Raw genomic sequence first — 26,284 nt, forward strand, 5'->3', positions numbered from 1 at the left:
TTACCTGCGCTATATTAATTTTATGGTAGTTACTCTACCAGTTCACTTACAATAACCGGGTTGTTATGCAGTGTTTTATGCACTGGGCATTTGTCGGCTATTTCGAGTAAACGCTGGCGCTGTGGCTCAGTTAAGTCTCCACGTAAGGTGATTTTACGGGTAATGGCTTCAAGGTTACCTGTTTGCTCACAATCGTCGCAATCTTTGTTGTAATCGCGAGTGTGATCAAGCTCTACTTTTACATGCTCCAGTGGTAAGTTTTTACGTGTAGCGTACATACGCAGTGTCATGGCCGTACAGGCACCAAGCCCCGCTAATAAGTGATGATACGGATCAGGACCTAAGTTTTTACCACCTACTTTTATTGGCTCATCTGCAAGCCAAGTATGATCTTTTGTACTTACGTGCTGAGTAAATACATGGTCTTTTTCTTCAACGAGTACATTGCCACCCGTTAAACTTGCCGTGTATTTAGTTTTGTCGTACTTAACATAACGGTTTGCCCACGTTGCAATTATTTGTGCTGCGTAGTCGGCATCGTTTTTATTTGTTAAAAGGTGATCGGCGTTATCTAGGCTAATAAAGCTTTTAGGATGCTTGGCTGATGCATAAATTTTTTCAGCTTCACTAATATTTACCGTCGCATCAATAGGGGAGTGCATTACTAATAATGCGCGCTTAAGTTTACTTATGTGGCTTTTATCGTACTTGGCTATATCGTCAATAAATTGCTTTTTAATGGTAAATTCACGACCGGCTAAGTTTACTTTAGCTTCACCTGCTGCGTTAATTTCATCAAGGTGTGCTTCAAAGTTATGCGCTACGTGCTGCGCATCTGACGGTGCACCAATGGTTGTAATAGCCGATACTTCAGGAATATGCTCCGCAGCAGCAAGAACGGCAGCCCCGCCTAAACTGTGGCCAATGAGTAGTTGCGGCGCCGCAAAATGCTCACGTAAATGATTTGCCGCAGATACTAAATCTTGAATGTTTGATGAAAAGTTACTGTTAGCAAAGTCGCCATCGCTATTGCCTAAACCGGTAAAGTCGAAACGTAGTACGGCAATGCCTTGTTGTGTTAAAGCTCGGCTAATACGAGTGGCTGCTGCAATGTCTTTACCGCAGGTAAAGCAGTGTGCAAATAGCGCGTAAAACTTAACGTCACCAGAGGGAAGTTCAAGTTGGCCGGCAAGTTCTAAATCGCCGCTTTTAAAAGATACTTTTTGTCGCATGGGGAGCCTTATTTACACAAATAAAATATATTAGGGCGTGTTGACCGTTGTGGATTGAAATTTGTTCAATCTAGGGGCGATTTAATCGCGGCGCGAGGTTTGTAACCTAGTGGACTAAGTAAAAACCGAGCAACAAAGAGTTAATCGTCCCTAGAAAGAACCCAAAGGGTAGCGCATGTTTGGCATTTATGCTGCGTTATCGCCTATTTATGGGGAACAACCACACATCACAGGCTCTGCCTTGCTTAAATACCAAACAGTCTGCTACAAATTCACCTACCAAAGGTCAGCACGCCCTAGTAGACCATATATAAGCACTAAACCTTGCAAATTCAACGTTTTTTTATAAGTTGATCTTGATCAAGCCAAGTGGCGGTGACTATGCTTTGCGGACATATGTCCTTATTTTTTTGAGGTCATTTGTCTATCCTCGCATAGCGCTATAATGAAGGCTTTGCTACTTTATATAAGTAATTTAGCACTATTAAAAGCAACTCACTTCACACAACCTATTCACTGGAACGTACAATGCAATTACCTACTGTTGATTATAAAGCTCCCGATGCGGCTGCACAATTTGTTGAATCGTTAAGAAATACTGGATTTGGCGTTTTAAAAAACCACCCAATCCCACAGTCTTTAGTTGAGTCTATTTACAAAAATTGGCAAGACTTTTTTAACTCAGAGCAAAAGCACGACTTTTTATTCTCTAAAGACACTCAAGACGGTTACTTTCCGCCTTCAGTATCTGAAGTAGCGAAAGGCTTTACAATAAAAGATATTAAAGAGTACTTCCATGTGTACCCTAAAGGTCGCGTTCCTGCCCAGCTTGAAGCTGATGTACGTGAATACTACCGTTTAGCAAGTGAATTTGCGGGCACGTTGTTAAGCTGGGTTCAGGCTGAATCTCCGGCTGATGTACGTGCTAAGTTTTCGATTGATTTAAAAGACATGATTGCCGATTCTGAGCAAACATTGTTACGTATTTTACATTATCCGCCTATGACGGGTGATGAAGAGCCAGGTGCTATTCGCGCAGCAGCCCATGGCGATATTAACTTATTGACTGTATTACCAGCTTCTAATGAGCCTGGTTTACAAGTTCAAAAAACAGATGGCGGTTGGTTAGACGTGCCATGTGATTTTGGCAGCTTAATTATTAATATCGGCGACATGTTACAAGAAGCGTCGGGCGGGTATTTCCCATCGACAATTCACCGTGTAATTAACCCAACGGGTAAAGCATCTACTAAATCGCGTATTTCACTACCGTTATTTTTACACCCGCATCCAGATGTTGTGCTTTCAGAGCGCTACACGGCAGATAGCTACTTGCAAGAACGCCTGCGTGAATTAGGTGTTAAGTAACTCTTATACTTAGAGTAATTAAGTATAAATATAAAACGGCTTATGGCCGTTTTTTGCATTTTTAAGCAACTTGAGCACAGGTTTAATTTTATTAAGCTATGCTCAATTGCTCGCGACGTAAATAATGGCATGCATTCTTAGCTACTACAGGTATAATGCGCGCAACTGGCTAACGTAGCCTAATTTAAAAGAGAGTTTATATGAGTTTTGAAGGTTTAGGTTTATCACAGTCTTTGGTTAATGCGGTTTTAGAAAAGGGCTATGAAACGCCAACGCCGATTCAGGCTCAAGCAATTCCTGCAATTATTGAACGCCGTGATGTTATGGCAGCAGCGCAAACAGGTACAGGTAAAACAGCGGGTTTTACATTACCACTTATTGAGCGTTTGTCGTCAGGCCCTAAAGCTAAAAGTAACCACGTACGTGCACTTATTTTAACGCCTACACGTGAGCTTGCTTTGCAAGTAAGCGAAAACGTTGAAGAGTACGCTAAGCATTCGGATGTGAGCTCATTTGTAGTTTACGGTGGCGTTAAAATTAACCCACAAATGCAGCGTCTTCGTAAAGGTGTTGATATTTTAGTAGCAACGCCGGGTCGTTTAATCGACTTACATAATCAAAATGCAGTTAAATTTGATAGCGTTGAAGTGCTTGTACTCGATGAAGCTGACCGCATGTTAGACATGGGCTTTATTCACGACATTAAACGCTTAATTGCTAAAATGCCTGCTAAACGTCAAAACTTGATGTTTTCGGCTACATTTTCTGACGAAATTCGTGCATTAGCAAAAGGGTTAATTAATGACCCTGTTGAAATTTCAGTTGCTGCAAAAAATACCACTGCAAAAAGTGTTACTCAGTGTGTTTATGCGGTAGATAAAACACGTAAAACAGCATTGCTAAGCCACTTGATTCGCACTAACGATTGGCAACAAGTGTTAGTGTTTAGCCGTACAAAGCACGGTGCTAACCGCTTAGTTAAACAACTAGAGCGAGATGATATTGTAGGCGCGGCTATCCATGGTAATAAGTCACAAGGCGCACGTGTTAAAGCACTTGATGGTTTTAAAAGTGGTGAAGTACGCGTACTAGTAGCAACAGACATTGTTGCACGTGGTTTAGACATTGTTGAATTACCGCATGTTGTTAACTACGACTTACCAAACGTATATGAAGATTACGTTCACCGTATTGGCCGTACAGGCCGTGCTGGTGCGTCGGGTCATGCGATTTCGTTTGTAACAACAGAAGATGCTGTTGATTTATACGGTATTGAGCGCTTTATTGGTGAGCTTATCCCACGTGCTGAAGAAGACGGTTTTGAGCCTATTAACCCAGTAGCAGAGCGCGCATTAGATGCTCGCCCACTGCCGTCTAAAAAGCCTAAGAAAAAGCAGCCTTTTAATAAGCCTAAATCTGATAGCAGCAAGCCTAACAGTAAAAAACCGACCAATGGTGGTAATGGTACCGGCCCACGCCGTGGTGGTTCTAAAAAGCCAGCAGCTAAAACAGATGATAACGCGCAAAACCCATGGGCAAAGCGTGAATCTGTTGGCGGTAATGGCCAACGCCGTCGTCGCACAAATAACGATTAATCATTGTTAATGATTATATTGGCGTTTAATTAATTTAGAACTTGATTAAAGGTTGATACAAAAAACGCGCTCCCTTCTTAATAGAAGTAGCGCGTTTTTTATTGTCTGTAATTTGTACTTACTGTATTGCCTACCTGATTAAATAGTTAATACCCAAGCCGAAAAATAAAGTCACACTTACGCTAAGTAATGTGCCGAGCATAACGTACTCGGTAAGTTTTTTATCTTTGCTTGCACTTAAATCACCAAACCTAAATACCGACTTTGCCGCAAGTAAAAAGCCAAGCCCTGCAAATTGGTCAAGCAATATAAAGCTCAGCATAAGTACGCGCTCAAGCATACCTATGCTTTGCCCTGCAAGTGGTAAGCTACCAGTACTTGAAAAGTTACTTGTTAAACGCTCTAACATCATTCTTATAAATACGGCGCTGGGACTTAAAATAATTAAATAACCGCATACCACCCACAGTATTTTGGGATCAGTGAGCATATTATTAATTGCAGCCATAAAGCTACTGTTATCAGTTAGCCAAATACTGAGCGCAATAATAACCAGTATGTGCGCTATTTGATCAAGTAAAAAAGGCACCACGCCTTTATTAGAATACGATTTAGCTATATCAATAAAGTAATGGCTCAACATAATGCTCGCCGTGGCAATTAAAACACTGCTTAGTTGCTGCCACCCGAATGTATATTCCCACACGGTAATAATGAGTGCACTCGTTACACCATGCACTAGTACATGAAAATAAAGCTTACTGGCTTTAAAGTGACGGGTGTTTCTGTCGTTTACCCAACTCATAGGTTGCCAGTAAAAATCAGCGAGTAAGTGGCCAATAATAAGCGCGACCAGTAAAAGTGAAAACGTCATTATTCACCTCCTTTAATTATATTTTTTATAGCGTGTTGTGTGTACTTAATAAAGCGCTCTATAAGTTGGTAGTGCGCTAAATTGAGTAGTTTGGTTACGTTTTCGCGACTTGTTTTAAGCTCTTTAGCCAGTGCCGCGTGGCTGTTGTCTGGTGATGTTAAATAGACATACAGGGCATTTGCTTGTTTTTGTGTGATTTTAGTGAGTAATACGTCGGCAAAGGCTAAATTAAGGTTTAAGCTTTCATCGAGCTGCTGCTCATTAATATTAAAAACAAAGCGTTGATTACCTATTTTATCAAGGCCTTGACCTGAAAGGGTAAAAGCAGAACCGGTTGCTGTTTTTATATCGCTGCGTGGGTTATCTATTTGCCCAAGTGCCAAGCTTTGTCGTAGTTCATAACCTGACGATTTAAGGTGTAAATATACAAGTATGGCATTTTTAAAAAGGAGCTCAGGATTATTAACTTGTAACTGAAAGGCATCGCCTCGGTATATATTCCAAAGGGTTTGCTCCCCCGAAATGTTTCGCAAACTTTGCTCTAGTTGGTAAAGCATGGCATCGTATTGCTGCTTAGGGATTGTTTGCGATTTAATAATATCGCCGCTGATCACACCAATCATAAAAATCTCAAAATGGTTACTTTTTAATATGTAACCAATATTGGTTACATAAGGGTATGTAACCAATTTAGGTTACTTAAATATAAATTGCAAGGTACACTTATTTTATAACGTTACTTTTATTGCTATTAATCCTCACTAGGACACTAAATGACTTTACAAAACGAGCAGCAAAGCACTAAACCACGGGTCGGTATTTTTGTTGATGTGCAAAATATTTATTACACGTGCCGTGAGAGTTACGGAAAAAACTTTGACTACAATGCGTTTTGGCGGGTAATGCAGGCGCAATACAATATTGAGTGTGCTTTTGCGTATGCTATTTATCGAGGAGATGAAAAGCAAAATCAGTTTCAAAATATTTTGCGTGCGATTGGTTTTGAGGTAAAGCTAAAGCCATTTATTCAACGTCGTGATGGAAGTGCTAAAGGCGATTGGGATGTAGGCATAACAATAGACATGTTAGAGCAGGGTAAAAATCTTGATAAAGTTATTTTGCTCTCTGGCGATGGTGACTTTGCTTTGTTACTTGGGCATTTAAAAAATCAATATAATGTACCGTGCGATGTATACGGTGCTGACAGGTTAACTGCTGAGGTATTAAAACAAAGCGCAGAGCAATTTCATTTAATTGATAATACTTTGCTGCTTTAACAGCAAAAAATAGTTAAAAAAGTGCAAGCTAAGTGCCTGCAACATGAGAGATTTTAATACAAAGCCGTAATAGATGAATTAAGCCTTATATAGGCTTTTTTTATTACTGTAATCAATTGGGTTTGCTAAATGATTATGGTAATTTTAAAGCATAACGAGTTACCAAGGACTTACATGCTTCATTACAGCAACATGCCACTAGATAGAGGCTCAAATTTTCGTAAAGACCCATCGTGGCTTAAAGCGCATATGTCGGCGCAAAGTAAATGGGTTTTAGTTAAAAATAATCAAACCCTATTTATTAAAGATACCCCTAAAGTAAGCTATTTAACGTATCAACAAGTGGCACATTTAGATTTAACGAGTGCTATTTTTGTTGGTTTAAACAATGCTAAACATGGTGTGTTTGCATTGGATGTATCGGATCTGGATGAAAGCGTACTTTCGCCTTTAATAGAGGGCGCTCAGTTTTTTGATATTCGCCAATATGGGCCTCAAGTAACCATTAAATATGCCTCAATAGCGGCGCTTGCGAGAGGTTTATGTTATTGGCATGCCACGCATCGTTTTTGTGGGCGCTGTGGTAGTAAAAACCGTTCAGTGGAAGCTGGGCATTCTAGAGTGTGTGAAAACGAAAACTGTAAGCATCCTACATTCCCGCGTACCGATCCTGCGGTAATTATGGTGGTTACTAAAGTCTTTGCTGACGGAGTAGAACGCTGTTTATTAGGTCGCCAAGCTGCGTGGCCCACTGGTATGTATTCGTCGCTTGCTGGATTTGTAGACCCAGGGGAGACACTGGAACAAGCTGTTGCGCGTGAAGTTAAAGAAGAGGCAGGCATAGAGGTTGAAAATGTACGTTATGTTGCATCTCAGCCATGGCCGTTCCCATCGTCAATTATGCTTGGTTTTTTTGCACAGGCGACATCTGAGGAAATTAATGTAGATAAAGAAGAGCTAGACGATGCAAAATGGTTTAGCCGTGAAGACTTAGAGCAATTTGGTAATTGGCACGAAGAAGGCGAGCATTTAAAGCTGCCTAGAACCGACTCTATCTCTCGTTATTTAATTGAGCATTGGCGCACAAACCCTTAAGGATTAACAATGTCGAGTAAAAGTAATAAAAACACTCAGCTGGTATCATCAGGGCGCAAAAAAGCGTACACACACGGCGTAGTAAACCCCGTTGTACAGCGTGCATCTACCATTGTATTTGATACTGTAGCCGATTTAAAAGAAGCGGCTAAAACCCGTGGTGATAAAACGTTATTTTATGGGCGCCGGGGCACAACAACACACTTTGCACTACAAGAAGCGATTACAGAACTTGAAGGCGGCGAAGGCTGTGCACTATACCCTTGTGGCGCGGCGGCGATTAGCCAAGTATTTTTATCGTTTTTAAAAACCGGTGATCATATTTTAATGGTTGATAACGTGTACGAACCAACTCGCGATTTTTGCGATAAAATTTTAGTGGGACTGGGCATTACAACAACCTACTACCCGCCAACCATTGGCGCAGGTATTAAAGACTACATTCAGCCAAATACCAAAGTGTTGTTTTTAGAATCCCCAGGTTCTATTACGATGGAAGTGCAAGATGTGCCTGCTATGGTAAAAGTAGCCAATGGGCACAACGTAATGACCATACTTGATAATACCTACGGCAACGGTTTGCATTATCGCCCGTTAGAGCACGGTGTTGATATTAGTATTCAAGCTGCAACAAAGTATATTGTTGGCCATTCAGACGTGATGATGGGGGTGGCTGTTGCTAATAAAAAGTATTGGCCAACCTTGCGCGAAAACTCATACTTACTAGGGCAATGTACCAGTGCCGATGATGCGTATTTAGCACTTAGAGGCCTGCGTACAATGGGTGTGCGTTTAAATCAACATGAAAAAGCAGCAATAGAAGTAGCTAAATGGCTTGAGCAACATGAGCTTGTTGATCATATTCGACACCCTGCATTTGAAAGCTGCCCAGGGCATGAGTTCTTTAAACGTGATTTTGATGGCAGTAATGGGTTGTTTTCATTTGTGATGAAAACCGGCAATCAAACAGCGATTGATGCATTTTTAGATAGCCTTGAGCATATTAAAATGGGCTTTTCGTGGGGCGGTTTTGAAAGTTTAGTAACAGCTAATTTAACTATGAAAGGGCTGCGTTCAAATACAGGTTGGGATTTAGGGCCGGTTATTCGCCTGCATATTGGCCTTGAAGATGTTGAAGATTTAATTAGCGATTTAAGCCAAGCACTTGAGGTTTATAAGCAGCATTTATAATTTATATCGCAATTTATGCTGTTACATTTAAACGTATTGTTACAAAGCTCGCCATTGGTGGGCTTTTTTTTGCTGGTAATTCAAGGTGTTTACACTTAGTGTGGATAAATACACAGAAAATAAAAAGTCATTAAGGATAGTCAATGGCAACACCATTACCGATAAACGTAGGCCGATTAACGCAAATAGCGGGATTTGAGCTTGTACGTATGTTTTTAACTAAACGTGGACTTATTGCATTAGCTGCCTTTGCATTGGTGTGGCTAATAATACTGCGCTACCCAATAGGGCAGGCAGTAGGCATTGTAAGTGCGCCCGATTTTGAGCAAATAGCCCGTGATATATCAGGTTCTATTGGTTTAAGTAAATTATTGGATTGGCCTGAGGCCGAATTTGCTATGTACTGGTTAATAGCCCTGTATAGCTTTCCCGTTTTTGGTTTGTTTATTTGTAGCGACCAAACGGTAGGCGATAGAGAGCGCGGCACACTAAGGTTTTTATCACTGCGCTCCACTCGCTTTGAAATACTATTTGGTCGTTTTTTAGGGCAATTAGCGGTATTAGCGTGTTTGGTAGGTATAACGCTTGTGGCCACGCTTGCTGTACTAGGGTTTAGAGATCCAAGTTTACTGGCTGGTGGTTTTGCTCGTGCGCTTTCTATATTTTTAATATTGGTTGTTACTTTATGTCCATTTGTAGCACTTATGACGTTAATAAATACCTTTGCTCGCTCATCGCGTTTATCTATTGTATTGGCAATTTTATACTTTGCAGCAGGCGGTATTGTAGTTGGTATATTGCAATGGCAAATACCCGCATTAGGCTTGCTTGATTATTTATTTCCGGGTGTGCAAATAGAGTTATTAGCGGGGCAAAATTTACCATTATTAAGCGCTGTGGCTATTCCCCTTGTGCAAACTGCGGTGTTACTAAGCGTTGCTCAACGTATTTTTGCAAGGAGCTCACTATGAGACCATTAATTACAGCCAGCGGTTTGAGTAAATCGTATGGTGCAAAACTTGCGCTTAATAATGTGGACTTTGAGATTAATAAAGGTGCGCCAGTGGCGCTTGTTGGGCCAAATGGTGCGGGTAAAACCACCTTATTTAGTTTGTTGTGCGGCTATATAGCGCCAAGTAAAGGCAGCCTTGAAATATTAGGGCATAAGCCAGGGAGCGCTGCTTTATTTAATAAAGTAAGTGCATTACCACAAGATGCACAACTTGACCCTCGTTTTAATATAGATAAGCAACTCGCTTTTTATGCAAAACTGCAAGGTATGGGTGCTAAGCAAAGCCAAACTGAGGCGCTACGTGTACTTGATTTAGTTGGCTTAAAAGAAATTGCAAAGCAGCGTGCGGGGGATTTATCGCACGGTATGCGCAAGCGCGTTACGATAGCGCAAGCACTTATTGGCGCACCACAAATTGTAATGCTTGATGAAGCAACCGCAGGGCTTGATCCGATTCATGCCAGAGAAGTACGTGAGCTAGTATCTGAATTAAGTGAGCAGGCTACATTTATTTTAAGCTCTCACGATTTAACTGAGCTTGAGCGACTATGCTCACAGGTACTTCATTTAGATAAAGGCGTACTAAGCGAACATCAAACAAAAACAAATAATACCGATAAACACTTTTATACATTAATGCTAAGCGAAGCTTATCAAAATGTTGAGCAACAGCTTCAAGCAATTGCAGGGGTGAGCCGCGTGTATATGAGCCAGCATAAAGAATATGTTGTTGAGTATCAGCCAACGAGCGATTCACTTGATATTGCACTACTGAATTTTTGTCATCAACAACACTGGCAGTACAGGCAGTTAGTTAATGGACATACATTAGAGAACCAAATATTTAAACAGGAGAAAGTATAATGGGTTTACTTAGCGGACTTATGGGTAATGCAAGCGAAGTTGACGATTCTGATTTAGAGAAAGTACTCGCCAATACATTAATTGACGGCGAACAAGTAGAAAAGGCATATAAAGTAGTACGTGATATGTTTATTTTTACTAATAAGCGCTTAATCTTAATTGATAAGCAAGGTATGACCGGCTCTAAAATGGAAATGGTGAGTATTGCTTACTCTAAAATTACCAAGTTTAGTAAAGAAAGTGCAGGCCATTTTGACTTAGATGCCGAGCTAAAAATATGGGTTGGCTCAGATCCAACACCAATTAGTAAAGAGTTTAAGTCTGGCGATAATATTAACGATGTTTACCGTATTATTAGCCAACACGCGCTTTAATACGGTACATGTTTTAAGTAGTTGTTGACTAGATGTTGCAACTACTTTAATTTTACAGTTTACAACACTTCCTTACAATTAACTTAATAAATACAACTGGTTAGTTAAGTTTTCATTCAGTTTCCTAACGTTAGCATGTGCCTCGACTTTAGCAATACAGCTAGAGCATAAAAAGCAATGTACATAGGGAAGTCTTACAATGAAAAAATTAGCAGTTATTATTTCGAGCATTTTATTATCTAGCACTGCGGCTGCTGCAGACAGCTATAATTCAATTAGTAACCTAAGCTATAAAAATAGCGATAACAACGACACCGTTGCTGTCGATTCTATTTACTACTTATCTCCTAAAAAAACTTTAGGTCCGTACGATCAGTTTGAATACATCAATAAACAAACTAACGTATATGGTGGCTACGCAGATGACGATTTTGGCGATTTAACATCAGTTGGTGGTGAATACTTCATTAATGAATTTGTTGTTGGCGCATCTTACGAGAATACAGACCTAGATTCAGGCTCTAACCGTGAGCTTTATAAACTGACGGGTGGTTACTTTTTCAACCCAGATTTACTTGCAAAAGTAACACTAGTTGAAAACAAAGACGGCGATGATTTTGCATTATTTGATTTAGCTTACAACTACATGCTAAACAGCACAGATTACGTAGGTGTTACACTTACATCAGACGACGATTTTGATTACCGTGCAGTAGCTGCTAAATACTTTATTGATTTACAGCAAGGTAACTACCTTACTTTTGAAGGTAAATACGAAAGCATTGATGATGCCCAAAACCAATGGGTAGCAGAAACTAACTACTACTTCTCAAAAGCAACATCTGTATTTGCTAACTACAACAAGCAAGATACTTATAGCTTTGGTGCTCAACACTTCATCAATAAAAATATTGGTGTAAAGGTGGGTTACGAAAACAACGCTGATGATTCTGATAACGATGCGTACTTTGCTAACATGCGTTTTCAGTTTTAATTAAGTCCTGTACTTAGTTAATACAAGAGTAATATTAAAAAGCCCGCTAAATTTAGCGGGCTTTGTCGTTTTTATATAAATACATTATCACCAACCGCAGTTACGGCCTTCGTTTTGCTTATCTAAATATGTTTGTAATGGTACAGAGTAATCAAGCATTGCTGTTGCATCCGTTTGCGGTTTGCCTGTTACAGTTTCAAGCGCTCCTTGCCAAGGACGAGACAAGCCCATTTCAAGCATGGCGTTTAGCTTATCCCCGCTTATTTTGAGTTATAAATTGCGCAGCGACGAATAGCTTTATCGTTACCAAAGTCATTTTTTAGTTATAAAGTAGTAATTTATGTGGTTACTTTTACTGATAAATAATGGTTATTATGAAGAAATAGATAAAAATACGCACTGAAACAAACCTGTTTGTTACTATAAATTCAGAAATAATAAATAAAAAAGAGTAATTTTTTTGAAAAATTAGAAAAAATATAGTGAAATAAAATAATATTGATGAGGTTTATCGAATAATTAAGTTGTATTCAATTTAGCGGCAACTTATACCGTATTTTTTACTTTTTTAACTTAAGTAGTGACATGCTACTGTTCAGTATATTTAAGAGATACTTTATAGTTACATTTACATTCAAATATTTACAATTAAATCACTTCACTTAGGTCGCAATATGACCTCTCATTCAGTTTTTGTTCATTTTTTTGAAGTTAGGATGCGCCCCAACTTTAGCTAGACAGCTTAAGCATAAAAGTAATATTCACAGGGAATTAAGAATGAAAAAATTAGCCGTTATCATTTCGAGCATTTTATTATCAAGCGCTGCAAGCACTGCAATGGCTGCAGACAGCTATAATTCAATAAGTAATTTAGGTTACCAATTTACAGACAGTAATAATGATGACCAGTTTAGTATCGATTCTACTTATTATTTCTCTCCTAAAAAGACATTAGGTCCTTACGACCAGTTTGAGTACATCAATAAGCAAACTAATGTTTTTGGTTCGTACACAGATAACGACGCAAGCGATGTAACATCGGTTGGCGGCGAATATTTTTATAAAGATGTTGTTCTTGGTGCTTCTTACGAAAACAGTGACTTTGGTTCAAATGATGAATCTTATGCGTTTACAGCTGGTTACTTTTTCAACCCAGATTTACTTGCAAAAGCAAAATTTGTTGAAAATGATGACGGCGAAGACTACGCGTTATTCTCTTTAGCATATAATTACATGCTTAATGGTACTGACTATGTTGGTGTAACTGTTGAGTCTGATGATGATTTTGATTACCGCTCAGTAGCAGCTAAGTACTTTGTTGATTTACAAGAAGGTAACTTTTTAACAGTTGAAGGTACATTCGAAAGTATCTCTGAAGCTGACGATCAGTGGAACTTAGAAACAAATTACTACTTCAGCAAGGCAACATCAGTATTTGCTTCTTACGATAAAGAAGATGCTTATACTTTTGGTGCTCAACACTTCTTTAACCAAAACCTTGGTTTAAAAGTAGGTTACGGTAACAATGCTGATGACTCTGACAACGATGCTTACTTTGCTAACATGCGTTATCAGTTTTAATTAGAGAATATACCTTCTCTAATTAATACAAAAATATAGTTTAATGCCCGCTTATTTAAGCGGGCTTTTTGTTGTTTGCTGCAAAATGAATAGTGAAAATGGGCTATGAGCAAAGCAGCACCTTACCTTTAATAATGCATATTTATGTAATTTTGATGCCGAAGCTAAGTTTTTATTAGCTCGAAAAAGAGTAAAGCTAGGTGATCAACAGTACCTAATTTAAAAATAAAATATTGAGGCGTTTTAGTCATCTTGCAATGATTGTATTTAAATTAAGATGGGTCATAATTAAGTTACTATTTTCATTCAATGTGTAAGGAATGTGCGCATGTTAATATTTATAATATTGCTGGTCGTGGTGGTGGTTATTTTTGCGGTTAAAGATATTCGCCTAAACTTGATTAGTCGTCCTACGTTTAAAATGTTCAAAAAGGTGCTTCCGCCATTATCGCAAACAGAGCGAGAGGCGATGGAAGCAGGTGATGTTTGGTGGGATGGTGAGTTATTTAGTGGTAACCCAGACTGGCAAAAACTGCACCGCTTTCCTAAGCCAGAGCTTAGCGATAAAGAAAACGCATTTATGGCTAACCAAGTAGAAACCTTATTGGCGATGCTTGATGATTATCAAATTGTACAAAAAGACAAAGACTTACCAAAAGAAGTGTGGGATTACCTAAAAACAGAAGGTTTTTTTGCGCTGATCATTCCTGAAAAATTTGGCGGTCGTGAGTTCTCGGCAATTGCTAATTCAACGATAGTGTCAAAAATTTCGACTAAAAGCTTAACAGCCGCAGTCACTGTTATGGTGCCTAATAGCTTAGGTCCGGGCGAGTTACTTCTTCACTATGGTACGAAAGAGCAGCAAGATCGTTGGCTGCCAAGTTTAGCTAATGGTACAGATGTTCCTTGTTTTGCATTAACGGGACCAGAGGCGGGCTCTGATGCTGGCAGTATTCCTGATTCAGGTGTGGTGTGTATGGGTGAGCACAATGGTGAGCAAGTAATGGGCCTGCGTTTAAATTGGTCAAAGCGTTACATTACACTTGCACCCGTGGCTACTGTACTCGGCTTAGCATTTAAAATGTATGATCCAGACGCTTTATTAGGTGATAAAAAAGAGCTAGGCATTACATGTGCTCTAATACCAACCGACCATCCGGGTGTTGAAACGGGTGAGCGTCATTATCCGCTTAATATGGCCTTCATGAATGGTACCACTTACGGTAAAGATGTATTTATACCACTGGACTGGATCATTGGTGGCCAAGAGTGTGCAGGGCGTGGCTGGAGAATGCTTGTTGAGTGTTTAAGTGCAGGGCGTGGTATATCACTACCAGCATTGAGTGCAGCAACTGGGCATTTAGCTTCAAAAATGACATCGGCATACGCCATGGTACGCCAGCAGTTTGGTGTATCTATAGGGCAGTTTGAAGGTGTGCAAGAGGCACTTGCACGTATTGGTGGTTTAACTTACACACTTGAGTCGTGCCGATTAATGACCGCAGGTGCGATTGATTTAAAATTAAGCCCGTCGGTTGTAACCGCGATTGCTAAATACCATATGACTGAAATGGGTCGTACGGTAATGAATGATGCAATGGATATTCATTCAGGTAAAGGAATTCAAGTAGGGCCTAATAACTATTTGGCGCATGGCTATATGGGTATTCCAGTATCAATTACGGTTGAAGGCGCGAATATTTTAACGCGTAACTTAATGATATTTGGCCAAGGTGCAACACGCTGTCATCCATTTGTTTTAAAAGAAATGGAAGCCGCTGCAATGGAAGATGACGACGCAGCACTTGAACAATTTGATGGTTTATTAATGAACCATATAATATTTGCAGCAAGTAATGCAGGCATGGCATTTGTGCACGGCTTAACACGTAGTTATTTTGCTAAAGCGCCTGTAAGTGGTGAAACGGCTGTTTATTATAAGCAACTGAGCAGAATGAGCCGAGGCTTAGCTATTTGCACAGACGTGGCTATGTTAATGCTTGGCGGTGAGCTTAAACGAAAAGAAATGATATCGGCACGTTTGGGTGATGTATTAAGTCATTTGTACTTAGCATCAACTGTTTTAAAACGTTATGAAGACGAAGGGCGCCAACAAGCTGATTTACCATTTGTAAAATATGCTATTGAGAACTCATTATTTGAAATTGGCCAAGCGTTTAATGGCTTCTTTAAAAACTTTTCAAATCCGGTTGTTGATTTTACCCTTAAACGTATCGTATTCCCGCTTGGAAATCATTACCACAGACCAAGTGATGAAATAGCACAAAGTATTTGTGAGCGAATGACTCAACCGGGTGTATTTAGAAACCGCTTAACGCATTTATGTTATGTAGATGAAAATGCAGGTACAGGGGTCATGGAAAGCGCATTTTTAGCTATGCATGATATGCAAGCGCAGTTTAAAGATCTAAAACAATGGCAGCGTAAGGGCAGTGTGCCTGCAACGCTTGATATTGAAGGCGCTATAAGTTATGCACTTGAGAATAAGTTGTTAGAGCAAACGGATGCTGATGCAATGCATCACGCTAATAAGTTACGAAAGAAAGCCATTGCAGTTGATAACTTTCAACCAGGTGAGCTGTAGCGCAGTACTTTAAATACTAACTCAAGCGTGATCAAAAAGGCCTTACAAATGTAAGGCCTATTTATGTTTTATTTATTTTAACGAGCGTAGGGATCGGCGATTATTTTATCTATGTACCATTTCCCCTTTTTGCGGACCATTTCAACGCTACGGAAATTATCTACCTTATTGCCATTTAAATAGCCGGTAAAAATAAGGTTTATTTTAGCATTATCTCCGTATTGCTCACGAACACTCATGTTTGTCCTATCGACTTCCATAATTACTTCATCATATTGCATATTTACTAAGTTTCGCGAAAATTGCTTTGCAGTACCGTAAGATTTCATTATACGAGTAAGGTGCGGTGTTGCCATGGTGCTGGCTTTTTGAAGGTCCTGTTGGTTATAAAGCGCATCAAAATATGCTGTGGCAGTGTCACCTGGAGTTGCACTATCTGATTTTGTAATATCACCACAACCAAATATAAATAAACTGGTTACTATAGCTATCAAAGTTATTAATTTTTTCATCTTACCTTCATCATTATTATTATTTAGATTAAGCAAATTGTGTGTTTAAAAAATGAATATGTAAAGAGTAAGATAAGAATTAGTTACTTATATTAAGTTAGGCTAATAAAAAAGGATGCATAGGCATCCTCATTTATTATTAGCTTTAGAGGTTATTGTACTAACTCTTGCTCACTAAATTCTTCATCAAACATTGGGCTTGATAAGTAACGCTCAGTTGCACTAGGTAGGATAACAACAATATTTTTATCTGCGTTTTCAGGTTTTTCAGCAATTCGCTTAGCTGCAACAACCGCAGCACCTGACGAAATACCGACTAAAATACCTTCTTTTTTCATTAACTGATGCGCCATTGCAATTGCGTCTTCGTTAGATACAAGCTCGGCACCATCAATTAAGTCCATATCTAAGTTGCCAGGGATAAAGCCTGCACCAATGCCTTGGATTTTATGAGGGCCAGGTTTAATTTCTTCACCGGCAAGCGTTTGGCTAATAACAGGAGAGTTAGTTGGCTCAACAGCAATAGACTTAACGTTTAAACCTTTTTCTGTTTTAAGGTAGCGGCTAACACCTGTAATAGTACCACCAGTACCTACACCTGCTACAAAAAAGTCTACTTTGCCGTCAAGCGCATCGTAAATTTCAGGGCCTGTTGTTTCAAAGTGAATTTTTGGGTTTGCAGGGTTTTCGAATTGTTGTAATAAAATATACTTATCAGGTGCTGTTGCTTGAATTTCTTTTGCTTTTTCAATTGCGCCATTCATACCTTTAGCACCGTCGGTAAGTACTAGATTCGCACCTAATGCTTTTAATAGCTTGCGACGTTCTAGGCTCATGGTGTTTGGCATAGTAAGCGTTAACTTGTAACCACGTGCTGCTGCAACAAATGCAAGTGCAATACCGGTGTTCCCCGATGTTGGTTCTATAAGTTCTTTACCTTCAACAAGCTGACCTGACTTTTCAGCTTCCCAAATCATCGATGCACCAATGCGGCATTTGATACTAAAGCTTGGATTACGAGATTCAACTTTAGCGTATACATTCCCACCTGTAACACGGTTAAGTTTTACCAGCGGTGTATTACCGATGCTTAGTGAGTTATCTTCAAAAATAGTAGACATAATGTTCCTTTGGATGCAATCTGATCAACGTGTTAATAGCCTTTGCTACTAACTATATAAATACACTTTACTGTGAGTTTAAAAAAACTAAAGTAAAGTTTGGCTATAACATATATCTATTGGGCTTATAACTAGCCGAAATAAAAATCAATTATTAACGGTGCTTTAGTTATTATAGGTGCGGGCTTAATTTGAAATTTAAAGAGTAAAAACTCGTTTAGTCAAAAAATGTTCGAAAGAGCATTGGATCAAGCTGTATTTGTTCGTTATTTGTGCATATGAATGTAACTTGAATAGTTTTATCACACAATGCGTCTAAAACATGATAAAAACACGTATCTAAATTCAATTAAGCAATCACAATGAAGTTAATCTTAAAATTAATTGCCGGTATTGTGGCCGGTATCTTAGTCGGACTATATGTACCTATAACTGGTGTTGAACTTTTATTTACAGTAAAAGAGCTGATTGGTCAAATTATCTCCTTTACCATCCCTCTTATCATTTTATTTTTTATTGCATCGGGTATTGCTGGCCTACCAAAAGGGTCTGGTCACTTACTTGGTAAAACAGTAGGGTTTGCTTACAGCTCTACCATTATTGCAGGTACGCTTGCATTTTTATTAGTAAGTGCTGTTATCCCTTTTTTAAGTGGTGGCATAACATTTGAAGCAGAAGTTGCTACTGAAATAGGTAGTTTTATTGATTTAGAAATTCCACCTCTGATGGGTGTAATGACCGCATTAGTGACTGCTTTTGTATTTGGTATAGGCATGAGCCAACTAGAACTTGATACGCTTAAAAAGGTGTCTGATCAGGGTCGTGATGTAGTGGACGGGTTATTATCAAAAGTAATTATCCCTGCTTTACCATTTTACATTGCTGGCGTATTTGCCGAAATGACGGTGGCAGGCACTGTGGTAGATACGTTGCAAACATTTGGTGTAGTACTAATTGCAGCGCTTGTTATGCATTGGTTATGGTTAAGCGTTTTATATATAGCGACAGGTATATTGTTAAAACGTAATCCAATCGAATTAGTTAAAAATATGCTACCAGCTTACTTTACAGCGTTAGGTACTATGTCAAGTGCAGCAACGATTCCAGTATCGCTTCAATCAAGTAAAGCAAATAACGTTAAAGAAGATGTAGCTAACTTTACAGTGCCACTTTGCGCGACTATTCACTTATCTGGCTCAACTATCACTATAGTAACCTGTGCAATGGCTGTTATGTTTTTATCGCCAAGCATGGAAGTTCCTTCATTAATGGGTATGCTACCGTTTATTATGATGTTAGGTGTAGTAATGATTGCAGCACCGGGTGCGCCAGGTGGTGCAGTCATGTCGGCGCTTGGTTTATTAACAAGCATGCTTGGGTTTAATGAAGGTGCTGTTGCATTAATGATTGCACTTTATTTAGCACAAGATAGCTTTGGTACTGCGTGTAATGTAACGGGTGATGGTATCATTGCGTTATGGGTTGACAGATTTAGCGAAAAATCGTCATCTTAAACTATTAGAGCGAGGCAATAATATTAATTATTGTTTCGCTTTATGTATGTTACTGTGGCAAATTAATTTAATTAAATTGCATGTTGTTAGGTAAGTGAGGATGTTCCATTGATTAATGTACTTTTAGTTGATGACCATGAACTTGTACGAACAGGAATCAAGCGTATTCTTGATGACGTACGAGGGTTTAAAGTAATTGGCGAAGCTAAAACTGGCGAAGAGGCTGTACAGTTTTGTCGTCAGCATGCGCCAAACATAGTATTAATGGATATGAATATGCCAGGCATGGGCGGATTAGAAGCGACTAAAAAGATTTGTCGTTACTGCCCAGATGTAAAAATTATTGTGCTTACTGTTAATTGTGAAGACCCGTTTCCGAGCAAGGTAATGCAAATTGGTGCACATGGCTTTTTAACTAAAGGTGCAGGCTCTGACGAAATGGTTCGTGCCATTCGTTGTGTTCATGCTGGTCAGCGTTACATTGCACCTGAAATTGCGCAGCAGATAGCGCTTGCACAAGTGACAGGCCGCACAGATGAAAACCCTTTTCAGAGTTTATCTGAGCGCGAACTGCAAATTATGCTTATGATCACCAAAGGTGAAAAAGCACAAAATATAGCTGAACGCTTAAATTTAAGCTCTAAAACAGTAAATAGCTATCGTTACCGTATGTTTGAAAAGTTAAATGTAGGTGGTGATGTTGAGCTTACCCATTTAGCTATTCGTCATAAAATGATTGATATAGACGTTTCGTACTAACTATAATTTATGTCTGAATTCGATCACGTACATTTTCTCAAAACGCTATCAAGTGAGCCGGGCGTATACCGCATGCTTGATAGTGATAACCAAGTTATTTATGTTGGTAAAGCAAAGCATCTAAAAAAGCGTGTGAGCAGTTACTTTAGAAGTAACATTACCGATAGCAAAACACGCGTTTTAGTGAGTAATATTTGTAACATTGAAGTCACCCTCACCAATACTGAAACCGAAGCGCTGCTGCTTGAAAATAATCTAATAAAAAAATATCAGCCTCGGTACAACATATTATTACGCGACGATAAGTCGTACCCCTATATTTTACTCACTAGCCATAAACACCCTCGTTTAGCATTTCATCGTGGCAGTCGTAAAATTAAAGGTGAGTACTTTGGGCCTTTCCCAAGCGCAGGAGCTGTATCTGAAAGCTTGCGCTTAATGCAAAAAATATTTCCTGTTCGTCAATGTGAAGATGCTTATTACCGCGCAAGAAGTCGCCCGTGTCTGCAATATCAACTTAAACGTTGCTCAGCTCCATGTGTAAATAAAGTAACTGATGATGATTACGGTGAGCAAGTTGACTATGTTCGTAAATTTTTAACGGGTAAATCTCACGAAGTTATTGCTGATTTAATAAAAAAAATGGAAGCAGCCAGCCTGCAATTAAACTTTGAATTAGCGGCAAAAGTTCGCGACCAAATAATGCTACTTCGTAAAATGCAGGAGCAACAGTCTATTTCTGGTAACTTTGCAGAAATGGATGTTGTCGGTTTTGCGCATTTAAACGGGTTAAACGGCATTCATTTATTAATGATCCGCGATCATAAAGTACTGGGTAGTAAAACCTATTTTCCAAAAGTACCTAAAGATTCGAGTGAGCAAGAAATATTGACTTCATTTTTAGGACAGTATTATTTAGCGCCAGGGGCAACAGGGCGTATTGCAAAAGAAATCATATTACCGTTTGAAATAGAAGAGAGCGGGGCACTCGGCGAAGCGCTTACACAAATAAGTGAGCGCAAAGTAATCCTTAAAGTGGTCACTCGTGGTGAGCGTGCGCAATACTTACAACTGGCCAATAAAAATGCATTAAACAGTATTGCGGTTAAACAAAGTACCCAAGACTCTATTAATAAACGTTATGCACAATTAAAAGCAACACTGCGACTTGACGATATTACCCGAATGGAGTGTTTTGATATAAGCCACACCATGGGGGAGAACACCGTTGCAAGTTGTGTTGTATTTGACTCACAAGGCCCAAATACAAAAGAGTATAGGCGCTACAACGTAACAGGTATTACAGGTGGCGATGATTATGCTGCAATGGAATTTGCACTTAACAAGCGCTATAACAAGTTAGTAGACGAAGACAAAATTCCAGACGTTATCTTTATTGATGGCGGTAAGGGGCAGTTAGGACGCGCTGAGCAGTACTTTTCTAATTGGCCGCACACTAAAATGCCTTTATTAGTCGGTGTTGCAAAAGGAACGAGTCGTAAACCCGGTCTTGAAACACTATTGATTGATGGTGGACGCAAAACCATTCCGATGGATTCAGATGCGCCTGCGCTTCATTTGATTCAGCATATACGTGATGAGTCTCACCGTTTTGCTATTGCAGGGCATCGTAATAAACGACAAAAACAACGTACACAATCACTACTAGAAGAAATAAATGGAGTAGGTTCTAAGCGTCGCCAAACATTATTAAAATATTTAGGGGGCATGCAGGGTGTAAAAGCTGCTAATATAGAACAGTTAAAGAAAGTTCCTGGGATCAGCCCTGACATGGCTGAGAAGATATTTAACCATTTGCATGACAAGGGCTAGCCCTACATGCGAATATAGCAAAAAAGACATATCCAAGTAGTTATGTGGAATATTCCAAACACACTCACAACATTTAGACTTTTTCTTATCCCCGTTTTTTTGGTGATATTTTATTTGCCTTATAGCTGGGCTTTTTTTGCTGCCGCCTTTATTTTTTGGCTTGCATCGATCACCGATATATTAGACGGTTATTTGGCAAGAAAGCTTGAGCAATCAACTCCTTTTGGTGCTTTTTTAGATCCTGTTGCTGACAAAGTAATGGTATGTGCTGCACTTGTAGCGTTATCTGATCAGTACCAGTCAATGTACATGACAATACCTGCTCTTATTATAATAAGCCGTGAAATTATCATATCTGCACTTCGTGAATGGATGGCAGAGCAGGGTAAGCGTGGTAATGTAGCTGTATCAAATATGGGTAAAATAAAGACGGCTGCACAAATGTTAGCCATTATCGGTTTGATTTGGCAATATGATACGTGGATGAACTATTTAGGTTTTGGACTACTGTACATTGCGACCTTTTTAACCTTGAGTTCTATGATGCAATATTTACGTGCAGCATGGGGTGAATTGACTAAAAATTAACTCTAAATGTATAATAACGCACCGTTTTAGATAAAAAACAAGCAAACAGTTCAAAACTAGCATTTTTTGTATTGACGCGTTTAATAATCTCTGTAGAATGCGTCCGTGTTGAGAGGGCATAGCCCCCGAGATAAACAAAACGGTAATTAATCAGTTACCTGAATGTTCACATAAATCATCATGTGTTAATTCAAATAACTGATAAATAAAATGCGGTACTAGCTCAGTTGGTAGAGCGCGACCTTGCCAAGGTCGAGGTCACGAGTTCGAGCCTCGTGTACCGCTCCAAGTTTATCTCAAGGTTATTGCTCCAGTATTGGGGCGGAATGGCAGAGTGGCCATGCACCGGATTGCAAATCCGTTTACCTCGGTTCGACTCCGGGTTCCGCCTCCATTTCAACACTCCACACGCTTTAATTAGCAAACTCGATGCCCGAGTGGTGGAATTGGTAGACACAAGGGATTTAAAATCCCTCGACTAACAAGTCGTGCCGGTTCAAGTCCGGCCTCGGGCACCACTTTGTGGTTTAATTACATTACCAAGTGTAATTTATAAAATGGTTAATTTAGAATTAATATGATGCGGTACTAGCTCAGTTGGTAGAGCGCGACCTTGCCAAGGTCGAGGTCACGAGTTCGAGCCTCGTGTACCGCTCCATATTAGTTTTATCCACTTGCTTTTAATAGCAAACTCGATGCCCGAGTGGTGGAATTGGTAGACACAAGGGATTTAAAATCCCTCGACTAACAAGTCGTGCCGGTTCAAGTCCGGCCTCGGGCACCACTTTAAATTATTTTACCAAGATGATTTGAAGTTGATAAAACAGTATTTTGCGGTACTAGCTCAGTTGGTAGAGCGCGACCTTGCCAAGGTCGAGGTCACGAGTTCGAGCCTCGTGTACCGCTCCAAATTATTTGGATACATTTAGGCGGAATGGCAGAGTGGCCATGCACCGGATTGCAAATCCGTTTACCTCGGTTCGACTCCGGGTTCCGCCTCCATATAATTTACTCCACACGCTTTAATTAGCAAACTCGATGCCCGAGTGGTGGAATTGGTAGACACAAGGGATTTAAAATCCCTCGACTAACAAGTCGTGCCGGTTCAAGTCCGGCCTCGGGCACCATCTCTCTATTAAGCGCTCTGCTTAAAAAAGATCTAATAAATCTTCTAATATCTATAAAATATCCAGTAAAAATCCTGATTTATCATTTTTATGTTTTCTATGATTTATATTATCTTGATATGCACTATTTTATGCATGGTCTACCCAATAATAGCGTTGTGTGATGGTTCATTAAGAGTTTGTATATCTATCGTATTAAAGATATATATGAGTAAGTATAATGTAATATTTCCAAACCCAATCCTATAGCGCCTCAAATAAACCAGCCATGCAATCCTTAGCGACACACAGTACTTTATGCTAATGAATGCACTTTGAACTGAACTAAGCGTCATAGACTTATGATAACAACCAGTAAAGTAGGCCATTAGCTTTAAAAAATTCAAAACAGTAAAGCAATCTACACCTCGAGAGCAAATAACCTTGAAAGCAAAGTTCAAACACCTATGTGCTGGTAGCATAAAGTAATACCAATCTGCTTATATATGGGGTCTATTTAAGGTTAAGGAAATTACGCTAGATTTAGGCAAAAATTTTTGTATCTAGTGTTCTAAATAAAAATTTTTAACGACGTTATAGTGCAATTTAATTCGTTAAATTGCTCAGAGATTTATGCAGGTTGGTATAGTTGTCGAATTGGTTGCTAACACATGCTCATTGGAAGTTAAAAATCGCGGGTAAGAGTAAGTCTAGAGTTATGGTGAGAACTTCAAATGGTAAACAATAAAGTGCTTATACAAAATGCAGAGCTATGGGCATTAAACATCTGTTTTTGTAGGTTGTCTTATCTAGGCTGATAATCAGATAATGTCTATACAGTTCTTATCGTCCGTAACAGCTTTTACTTATAAATGATCGAGTGCTATGTGTCAGGACTTTTTATTTTTAGAACTAAAAAAGCGAGCCGTAGCTCGCTGTTTATTGTTTATTTCCAGGCCTCGGGATCGACCTCTTTAGCAAGTTTAGGATGCTTACTTTTGTCAAAGGTGGGTATTAAGCCCTTTTTGCGTTGTTCGTTGTAATCTTTAGAGAGCCATACAACAACACCTGAAAGCATAAATAGCGCTATAACGTTTACAATGGCCATTAAACCCATTGATATATCTGCCAGCGTCCAAATTAAACCAAGCTCACCAACAGCACCAAACATCACCATACCTAAAACAACAAGTCTAAAGATAAACATACCTTTATTAGAGTTGCGTCCTAAAAACATTAAATTTGTTTCAGCGTAAGAGTAATTAGCCACAATAGAAGTAAAAGCAAAAAACAATATAGCAATGGCAATAAAGTAAGTACCCCAGTCGCCGACATGTTCTTGTAATGCTGCTTGTGTAAGTTCAATCCCCATAACACCAGATTCAGGTACTAATTGCTGCGATAGTAAAATAAGAGAAGCAGTCGCTGTACAAATAACAATAGTATCAATAAATACACCTAGCATTTGCACATAACCTTGTGATGCTGGATGAGGAGGGTAAGGTGTCGCAGTAGCTGCGGCATTAGCTGCACTACCCATACCAGCTTCGTTTGAGAATAAGCCACGCTTTATACCTTGGATCATAGCTTGTGTAACACCATAGCCAATTGCACCTGCACCAGCTTGTTCAATACCAAAAGCACTTTTTATTATAAGTACAATTACATCAGGTAATGCAGTAAAGTTAATAGCGCATACATAAAGAGCCACTAACAAGTAGGCTAATGCCATAAATGGAACAACCATTTCAGCAAAACGAGAAATCGTTTTCAAACCACCAAAAATAATAATACCAGAGCCAATAACCAAGCAAATGCCTACTATATACTTAGGTACATCAAACGCTACTTCAAATGCTGCAGCAATAGAGTTTGACTGTACGGCGTTAAATACCAAACCAAAGGCTAAAATTAAGCATAACGAGAATAAAGTCCCCATCCAGCGTTTACCTAAACCGTTTTGCATATAATAAGCAGGGCCACCTCTAAAATTGCCATCAGCATCTTTTGTTTTATAAGCCTGAGCCAAAGTACTTTCAGCAAAGCTTGTAGCCATACCTATTAATGCAATAAGCCACATCCAAAAAATAGCACCTGGCCCACCTAGGTATAAGGCAACAGCAACACCAGCCATATTACCTGTACCAACGCGTGCAGCTAACGAAGTACAAAAAGCCTGAAAGGATGAAATTTCATTATCTGCACATTTACGAGAGCCAAACATAACTTTGAGCATATGTGGAAATTGCACAAACTGAATAAAGCCTAGTCGAAAAGTAAAAAAGAGGCCTGCTGCTATTAATAAGTAGACGAGAACTTGGCCCCATAGAAGGGCACTTATACTGTTTATTATGTCTGTCATGGATACTGCCTAAATACATGAGTAAAAAAAGTGACCGCAACTTATCACATCAGGATAAAAGTGTTTAGTTTTAAAGTGCAAAAATAGAGTTATCAACAGGTTTTTGTGGGTAACTTGTGCTTATCATGTGCGCTTGCTTGGGGCTTAATTTTAATTACTATTTTATGCAAATAACGCTTGCGTAAAATCCGTCGCTCCCTATAATGCGACCCCACTGAGACGGGATATGGCGACGCGCAGCGGACAACGCATAGCGAGGCACGAACAACTCAGAGAGTTAAATAAGACTTCGGTTTTAAATTATCTAAAAAGAAAGTTTAAAACTAAGTGTTGACTCGAAAAATAAAGGGTGTATCATTCGCATCCCTTGAGACGCTAAAGCGACTCAAAACGTTCTTTAACAATATAAAGCAATCATCTGTGTGGG

At 39.3% G+C, this 26,284-nt stretch carries 21 protein-coding genes, 8 tRNA genes and 1 pseudogene; 23 read left to right on the forward strand and 7 right to left on the reverse strand.

All coding sequences use genetic code 11. From position 1 onward, the window contains the following. Positions 1-29: 29 nt before the first annotated feature. Positions 30-1,232, reverse strand: a complete 1,203-nt coding sequence (locus tag GQR54_RS16290) for a bifunctional alpha/beta hydrolase/OsmC family protein (RefSeq protein WP_007586983.1) — start codon at positions 1,230-1,232, stop codon at positions 30-32. 528 nt (positions 1,233-1,760) lie between these two features. Here GQR54_RS16290 and GQR54_RS16295 point away from each other — a divergent pair. After that, positions 1,761-2,600: a 2OG-Fe(II) oxygenase family protein gene (locus tag GQR54_RS16295; RefSeq protein ID WP_149605142.1), complete on the forward strand. Its 840-nt coding sequence runs from the start codon at positions 1,761-1,763 to the stop codon at positions 2,598-2,600. Between the two features lie 200 nt (positions 2,601-2,800). Beyond that, positions 2,801-4,195: a DEAD/DEAH box helicase gene (locus GQR54_RS16300; protein WP_166378985.1), complete on the forward strand. Its 1,395-nt coding sequence runs from the start codon at positions 2,801-2,803 to the stop codon at positions 4,193-4,195. Positions 4,196-4,325: 130 nt separating this feature from the next. Here the strand turns inward: GQR54_RS16300 and GQR54_RS16305 are convergent, their stop codons facing one another. Together GQR54_RS16305 and GQR54_RS16310 are read right to left on the reverse strand one after the other, a co-directional pair. Continuing rightward, positions 4,326-5,069 carry a DUF3307 domain-containing protein gene (locus tag GQR54_RS16305; RefSeq protein ID WP_166378987.1) on the reverse strand — a complete coding sequence of 248 codons (744 nt, stop codon included), beginning with the start codon at positions 5,067-5,069 and terminating at the stop codon, positions 4,326-4,328. Next, the gene (locus GQR54_RS16310; protein WP_166378989.1) at positions 5,069-5,692 is read right to left on the reverse strand and encodes a hypothetical protein; all 624 of its coding nucleotides are present in this window, start codon (positions 5,690-5,692) and stop codon (positions 5,069-5,071) included. The genes GQR54_RS16305 and GQR54_RS16310 overlap by 1 nt, the downstream gene beginning before the upstream one ends. Positions 5,693-5,842: 150 nt before the next feature. Here GQR54_RS16310 and GQR54_RS16315 point away from each other — a divergent pair, with 150 nt between their 5' ends. The 7 genes from GQR54_RS16315 (at position 5,843) to GQR54_RS16345 (ending at position 11,876) form a co-directional block, all read left to right on the forward strand. Further along, a complete protein-coding gene (locus GQR54_RS16315; RefSeq protein ID WP_010555312.1) occupies positions 5,843-6,346 on the forward strand; it encodes an NYN domain-containing protein in 504 nt (167 codons plus the stop codon). A 174-nt stretch (positions 6,347-6,520) separates the two neighbouring features. After that, the gene (gene nudC / locus GQR54_RS16320; protein ID WP_166379013.1) at positions 6,521-7,441 is read left to right on the forward strand and encodes an NAD(+) diphosphatase; all 921 of its coding nucleotides are present in this window, start codon (positions 6,521-6,523) and stop codon (positions 7,439-7,441) included. Between the two features lie 9 nt (positions 7,442-7,450). Next, entirely contained in the window at positions 7,451-8,632 is a 1,182-nt protein-coding gene (locus GQR54_RS16325) for a cystathionine beta-lyase (protein WP_166378991.1), read from the forward strand. Positions 8,633-8,775: 143 nt separating this feature from the next. Beyond that, positions 8,776-9,603 (forward strand): ABC transporter permease subunit, encoded by an 828-nt coding sequence (locus GQR54_RS16330; RefSeq protein WP_165740937.1) that lies wholly within the window; start codon positions 8,776-8,778, stop codon positions 9,601-9,603. Continuing rightward, entirely contained in the window at positions 9,600-10,508 is a 909-nt protein-coding gene (locus GQR54_RS16335; RefSeq protein WP_166378993.1) for an ABC transporter ATP-binding protein, read from the forward strand. The genes GQR54_RS16330 and GQR54_RS16335 overlap by 4 nt, the downstream gene beginning before the upstream one ends. Further along, positions 10,508-10,882 carry a PH domain-containing protein gene (locus GQR54_RS16340; protein ID WP_166378995.1) on the forward strand — a complete coding sequence of 125 codons (375 nt, stop codon included), beginning with the start codon at positions 10,508-10,510 and terminating at the stop codon, positions 10,880-10,882. The genes GQR54_RS16335 and GQR54_RS16340 overlap by 1 nt, the downstream gene beginning before the upstream one ends. Positions 10,883-11,081: 199 nt before the next feature. Then, on the forward strand, positions 11,082-11,876 hold the full coding sequence (locus tag GQR54_RS16345) for a putative porin (protein WP_166378997.1): 795 nt from the start codon (positions 11,082-11,084) through the stop codon (positions 11,874-11,876). A gap of 87 nt (positions 11,877-11,963) precedes the next feature. On the opposite strand, the pseudogene GQR54_RS16350 reads toward GQR54_RS16345, so the two are convergent. Then, positions 11,964-12,184, reverse strand: a pseudogene (locus tag GQR54_RS16350) (M2 family metallopeptidase); the annotation flags it as partial. A gap of 469 nt (positions 12,185-12,653) precedes the next feature. On the opposite strand from GQR54_RS16350, the gene GQR54_RS16355 reads away from it, so the two are divergent. Beyond that, positions 12,654-13,457, forward strand: a complete 804-nt coding sequence (locus GQR54_RS16355) for a putative porin (protein WP_166378999.1) — start codon at positions 12,654-12,656, stop codon at positions 13,455-13,457. Between the two features lie 328 nt (positions 13,458-13,785). After that, positions 13,786-16,062, forward strand: a complete 2,277-nt coding sequence (locus GQR54_RS16360; RefSeq protein ID WP_166379001.1) for an acyl-CoA dehydrogenase — start codon at positions 13,786-13,788, stop codon at positions 16,060-16,062. Between the two features lie 77 nt (positions 16,063-16,139). Here GQR54_RS16360 and GQR54_RS16365 read toward each other — a convergent pair whose 3' ends face one another. Together GQR54_RS16365 and cysK are read right to left on the reverse strand one after the other, a co-directional pair. Next, positions 16,140-16,574 carry a hypothetical protein gene (locus GQR54_RS16365; protein WP_166379003.1) on the reverse strand — a complete coding sequence of 145 codons (435 nt, stop codon included), beginning with the start codon at positions 16,572-16,574 and terminating at the stop codon, positions 16,140-16,142. A gap of 152 nt (positions 16,575-16,726) precedes the next feature. Next, the gene (cysK, locus tag GQR54_RS16370) at positions 16,727-17,695 is read right to left on the reverse strand and encodes a cysteine synthase A (RefSeq protein ID WP_002963138.1); all 969 of its coding nucleotides are present in this window, start codon (positions 17,693-17,695) and stop codon (positions 16,727-16,729) included. A gap of 362 nt (positions 17,696-18,057) precedes the next feature. Between cysK and GQR54_RS16375 the strand changes: the two genes are divergently transcribed. The 12 genes from GQR54_RS16375 (at position 18,058) to GQR54_RS16430 (ending at position 23,516) form a co-directional block, all read left to right on the forward strand. Continuing rightward, positions 18,058-19,209: a dicarboxylate/amino acid:cation symporter gene (locus tag GQR54_RS16375; protein WP_007587010.1), complete on the forward strand. Its 1,152-nt coding sequence runs from the start codon at positions 18,058-18,060 to the stop codon at positions 19,207-19,209. A gap of 108 nt (positions 19,210-19,317) precedes the next feature. Continuing rightward, positions 19,318-19,968: a UvrY/SirA/GacA family response regulator transcription factor gene (gene uvrY, locus GQR54_RS16380; protein ID WP_002963136.1), complete on the forward strand. Its 651-nt coding sequence runs from the start codon at positions 19,318-19,320 to the stop codon at positions 19,966-19,968. A 9-nt stretch (positions 19,969-19,977) separates the two neighbouring features. Next, positions 19,978-21,801: an excinuclease ABC subunit UvrC gene (uvrC, locus tag GQR54_RS16385; protein WP_166379005.1), complete on the forward strand. Its 1,824-nt coding sequence runs from the start codon at positions 19,978-19,980 to the stop codon at positions 21,799-21,801. 42 nt (positions 21,802-21,843) lie between these two features. Next, positions 21,844-22,389 carry a CDP-diacylglycerol--glycerol-3-phosphate 3-phosphatidyltransferase gene (gene pgsA / locus GQR54_RS16390; RefSeq protein ID WP_166379007.1) on the forward strand — a complete coding sequence of 182 codons (546 nt, stop codon included), beginning with the start codon at positions 21,844-21,846 and terminating at the stop codon, positions 22,387-22,389. A 212-nt stretch (positions 22,390-22,601) separates the two neighbouring features. Beyond that, positions 22,602-22,677: transfer RNA gene (locus tag GQR54_RS16395), tRNA-Gly, on the forward strand. A gap of 32 nt (positions 22,678-22,709) precedes the next feature. Continuing rightward, positions 22,710-22,783 (forward strand) — tRNA-Cys (locus tag GQR54_RS16400). 37 nt (positions 22,784-22,820) lie between these two features. Beyond that, a tRNA-Leu gene (locus GQR54_RS16405) sits at positions 22,821-22,907 on the forward strand. Positions 22,908-22,971: 64 nt separating this feature from the next. After that, positions 22,972-23,047: transfer RNA gene (locus tag GQR54_RS16410), tRNA-Gly, on the forward strand. A gap of 39 nt (positions 23,048-23,086) precedes the next feature. Continuing rightward, a tRNA-Leu gene (locus GQR54_RS16415) sits at positions 23,087-23,173 on the forward strand. 49 nt (positions 23,174-23,222) lie between these two features. Continuing rightward, positions 23,223-23,298, forward strand: a tRNA-Gly gene (locus GQR54_RS16420). A gap of 19 nt (positions 23,299-23,317) precedes the next feature. Next, positions 23,318-23,391: transfer RNA gene (locus tag GQR54_RS16425), tRNA-Cys, on the forward strand. A gap of 38 nt (positions 23,392-23,429) precedes the next feature. After that, positions 23,430-23,516, forward strand: a tRNA-Leu gene (locus tag GQR54_RS16430). A 925-nt stretch (positions 23,517-24,441) separates the two neighbouring features. On the opposite strand, the gene GQR54_RS16435 is transcribed toward GQR54_RS16430, so the two are convergent. Continuing rightward, on the reverse strand, positions 24,442-25,857 hold the full coding sequence (locus GQR54_RS16435) for a sodium:alanine symporter family protein (protein ID WP_166379009.1): 1,416 nt from the start codon (positions 25,855-25,857) through the stop codon (positions 24,442-24,444). Positions 25,858-26,284: the final 427 nt, after the last annotated feature.

The organism is Pseudoalteromonas sp. Z9A4 (assembly GCF_011378845.1).
Taxonomy (GTDB): domain Bacteria; phylum Pseudomonadota; class Gammaproteobacteria; order Enterobacterales; family Alteromonadaceae; genus Pseudoalteromonas; species Pseudoalteromonas arctica.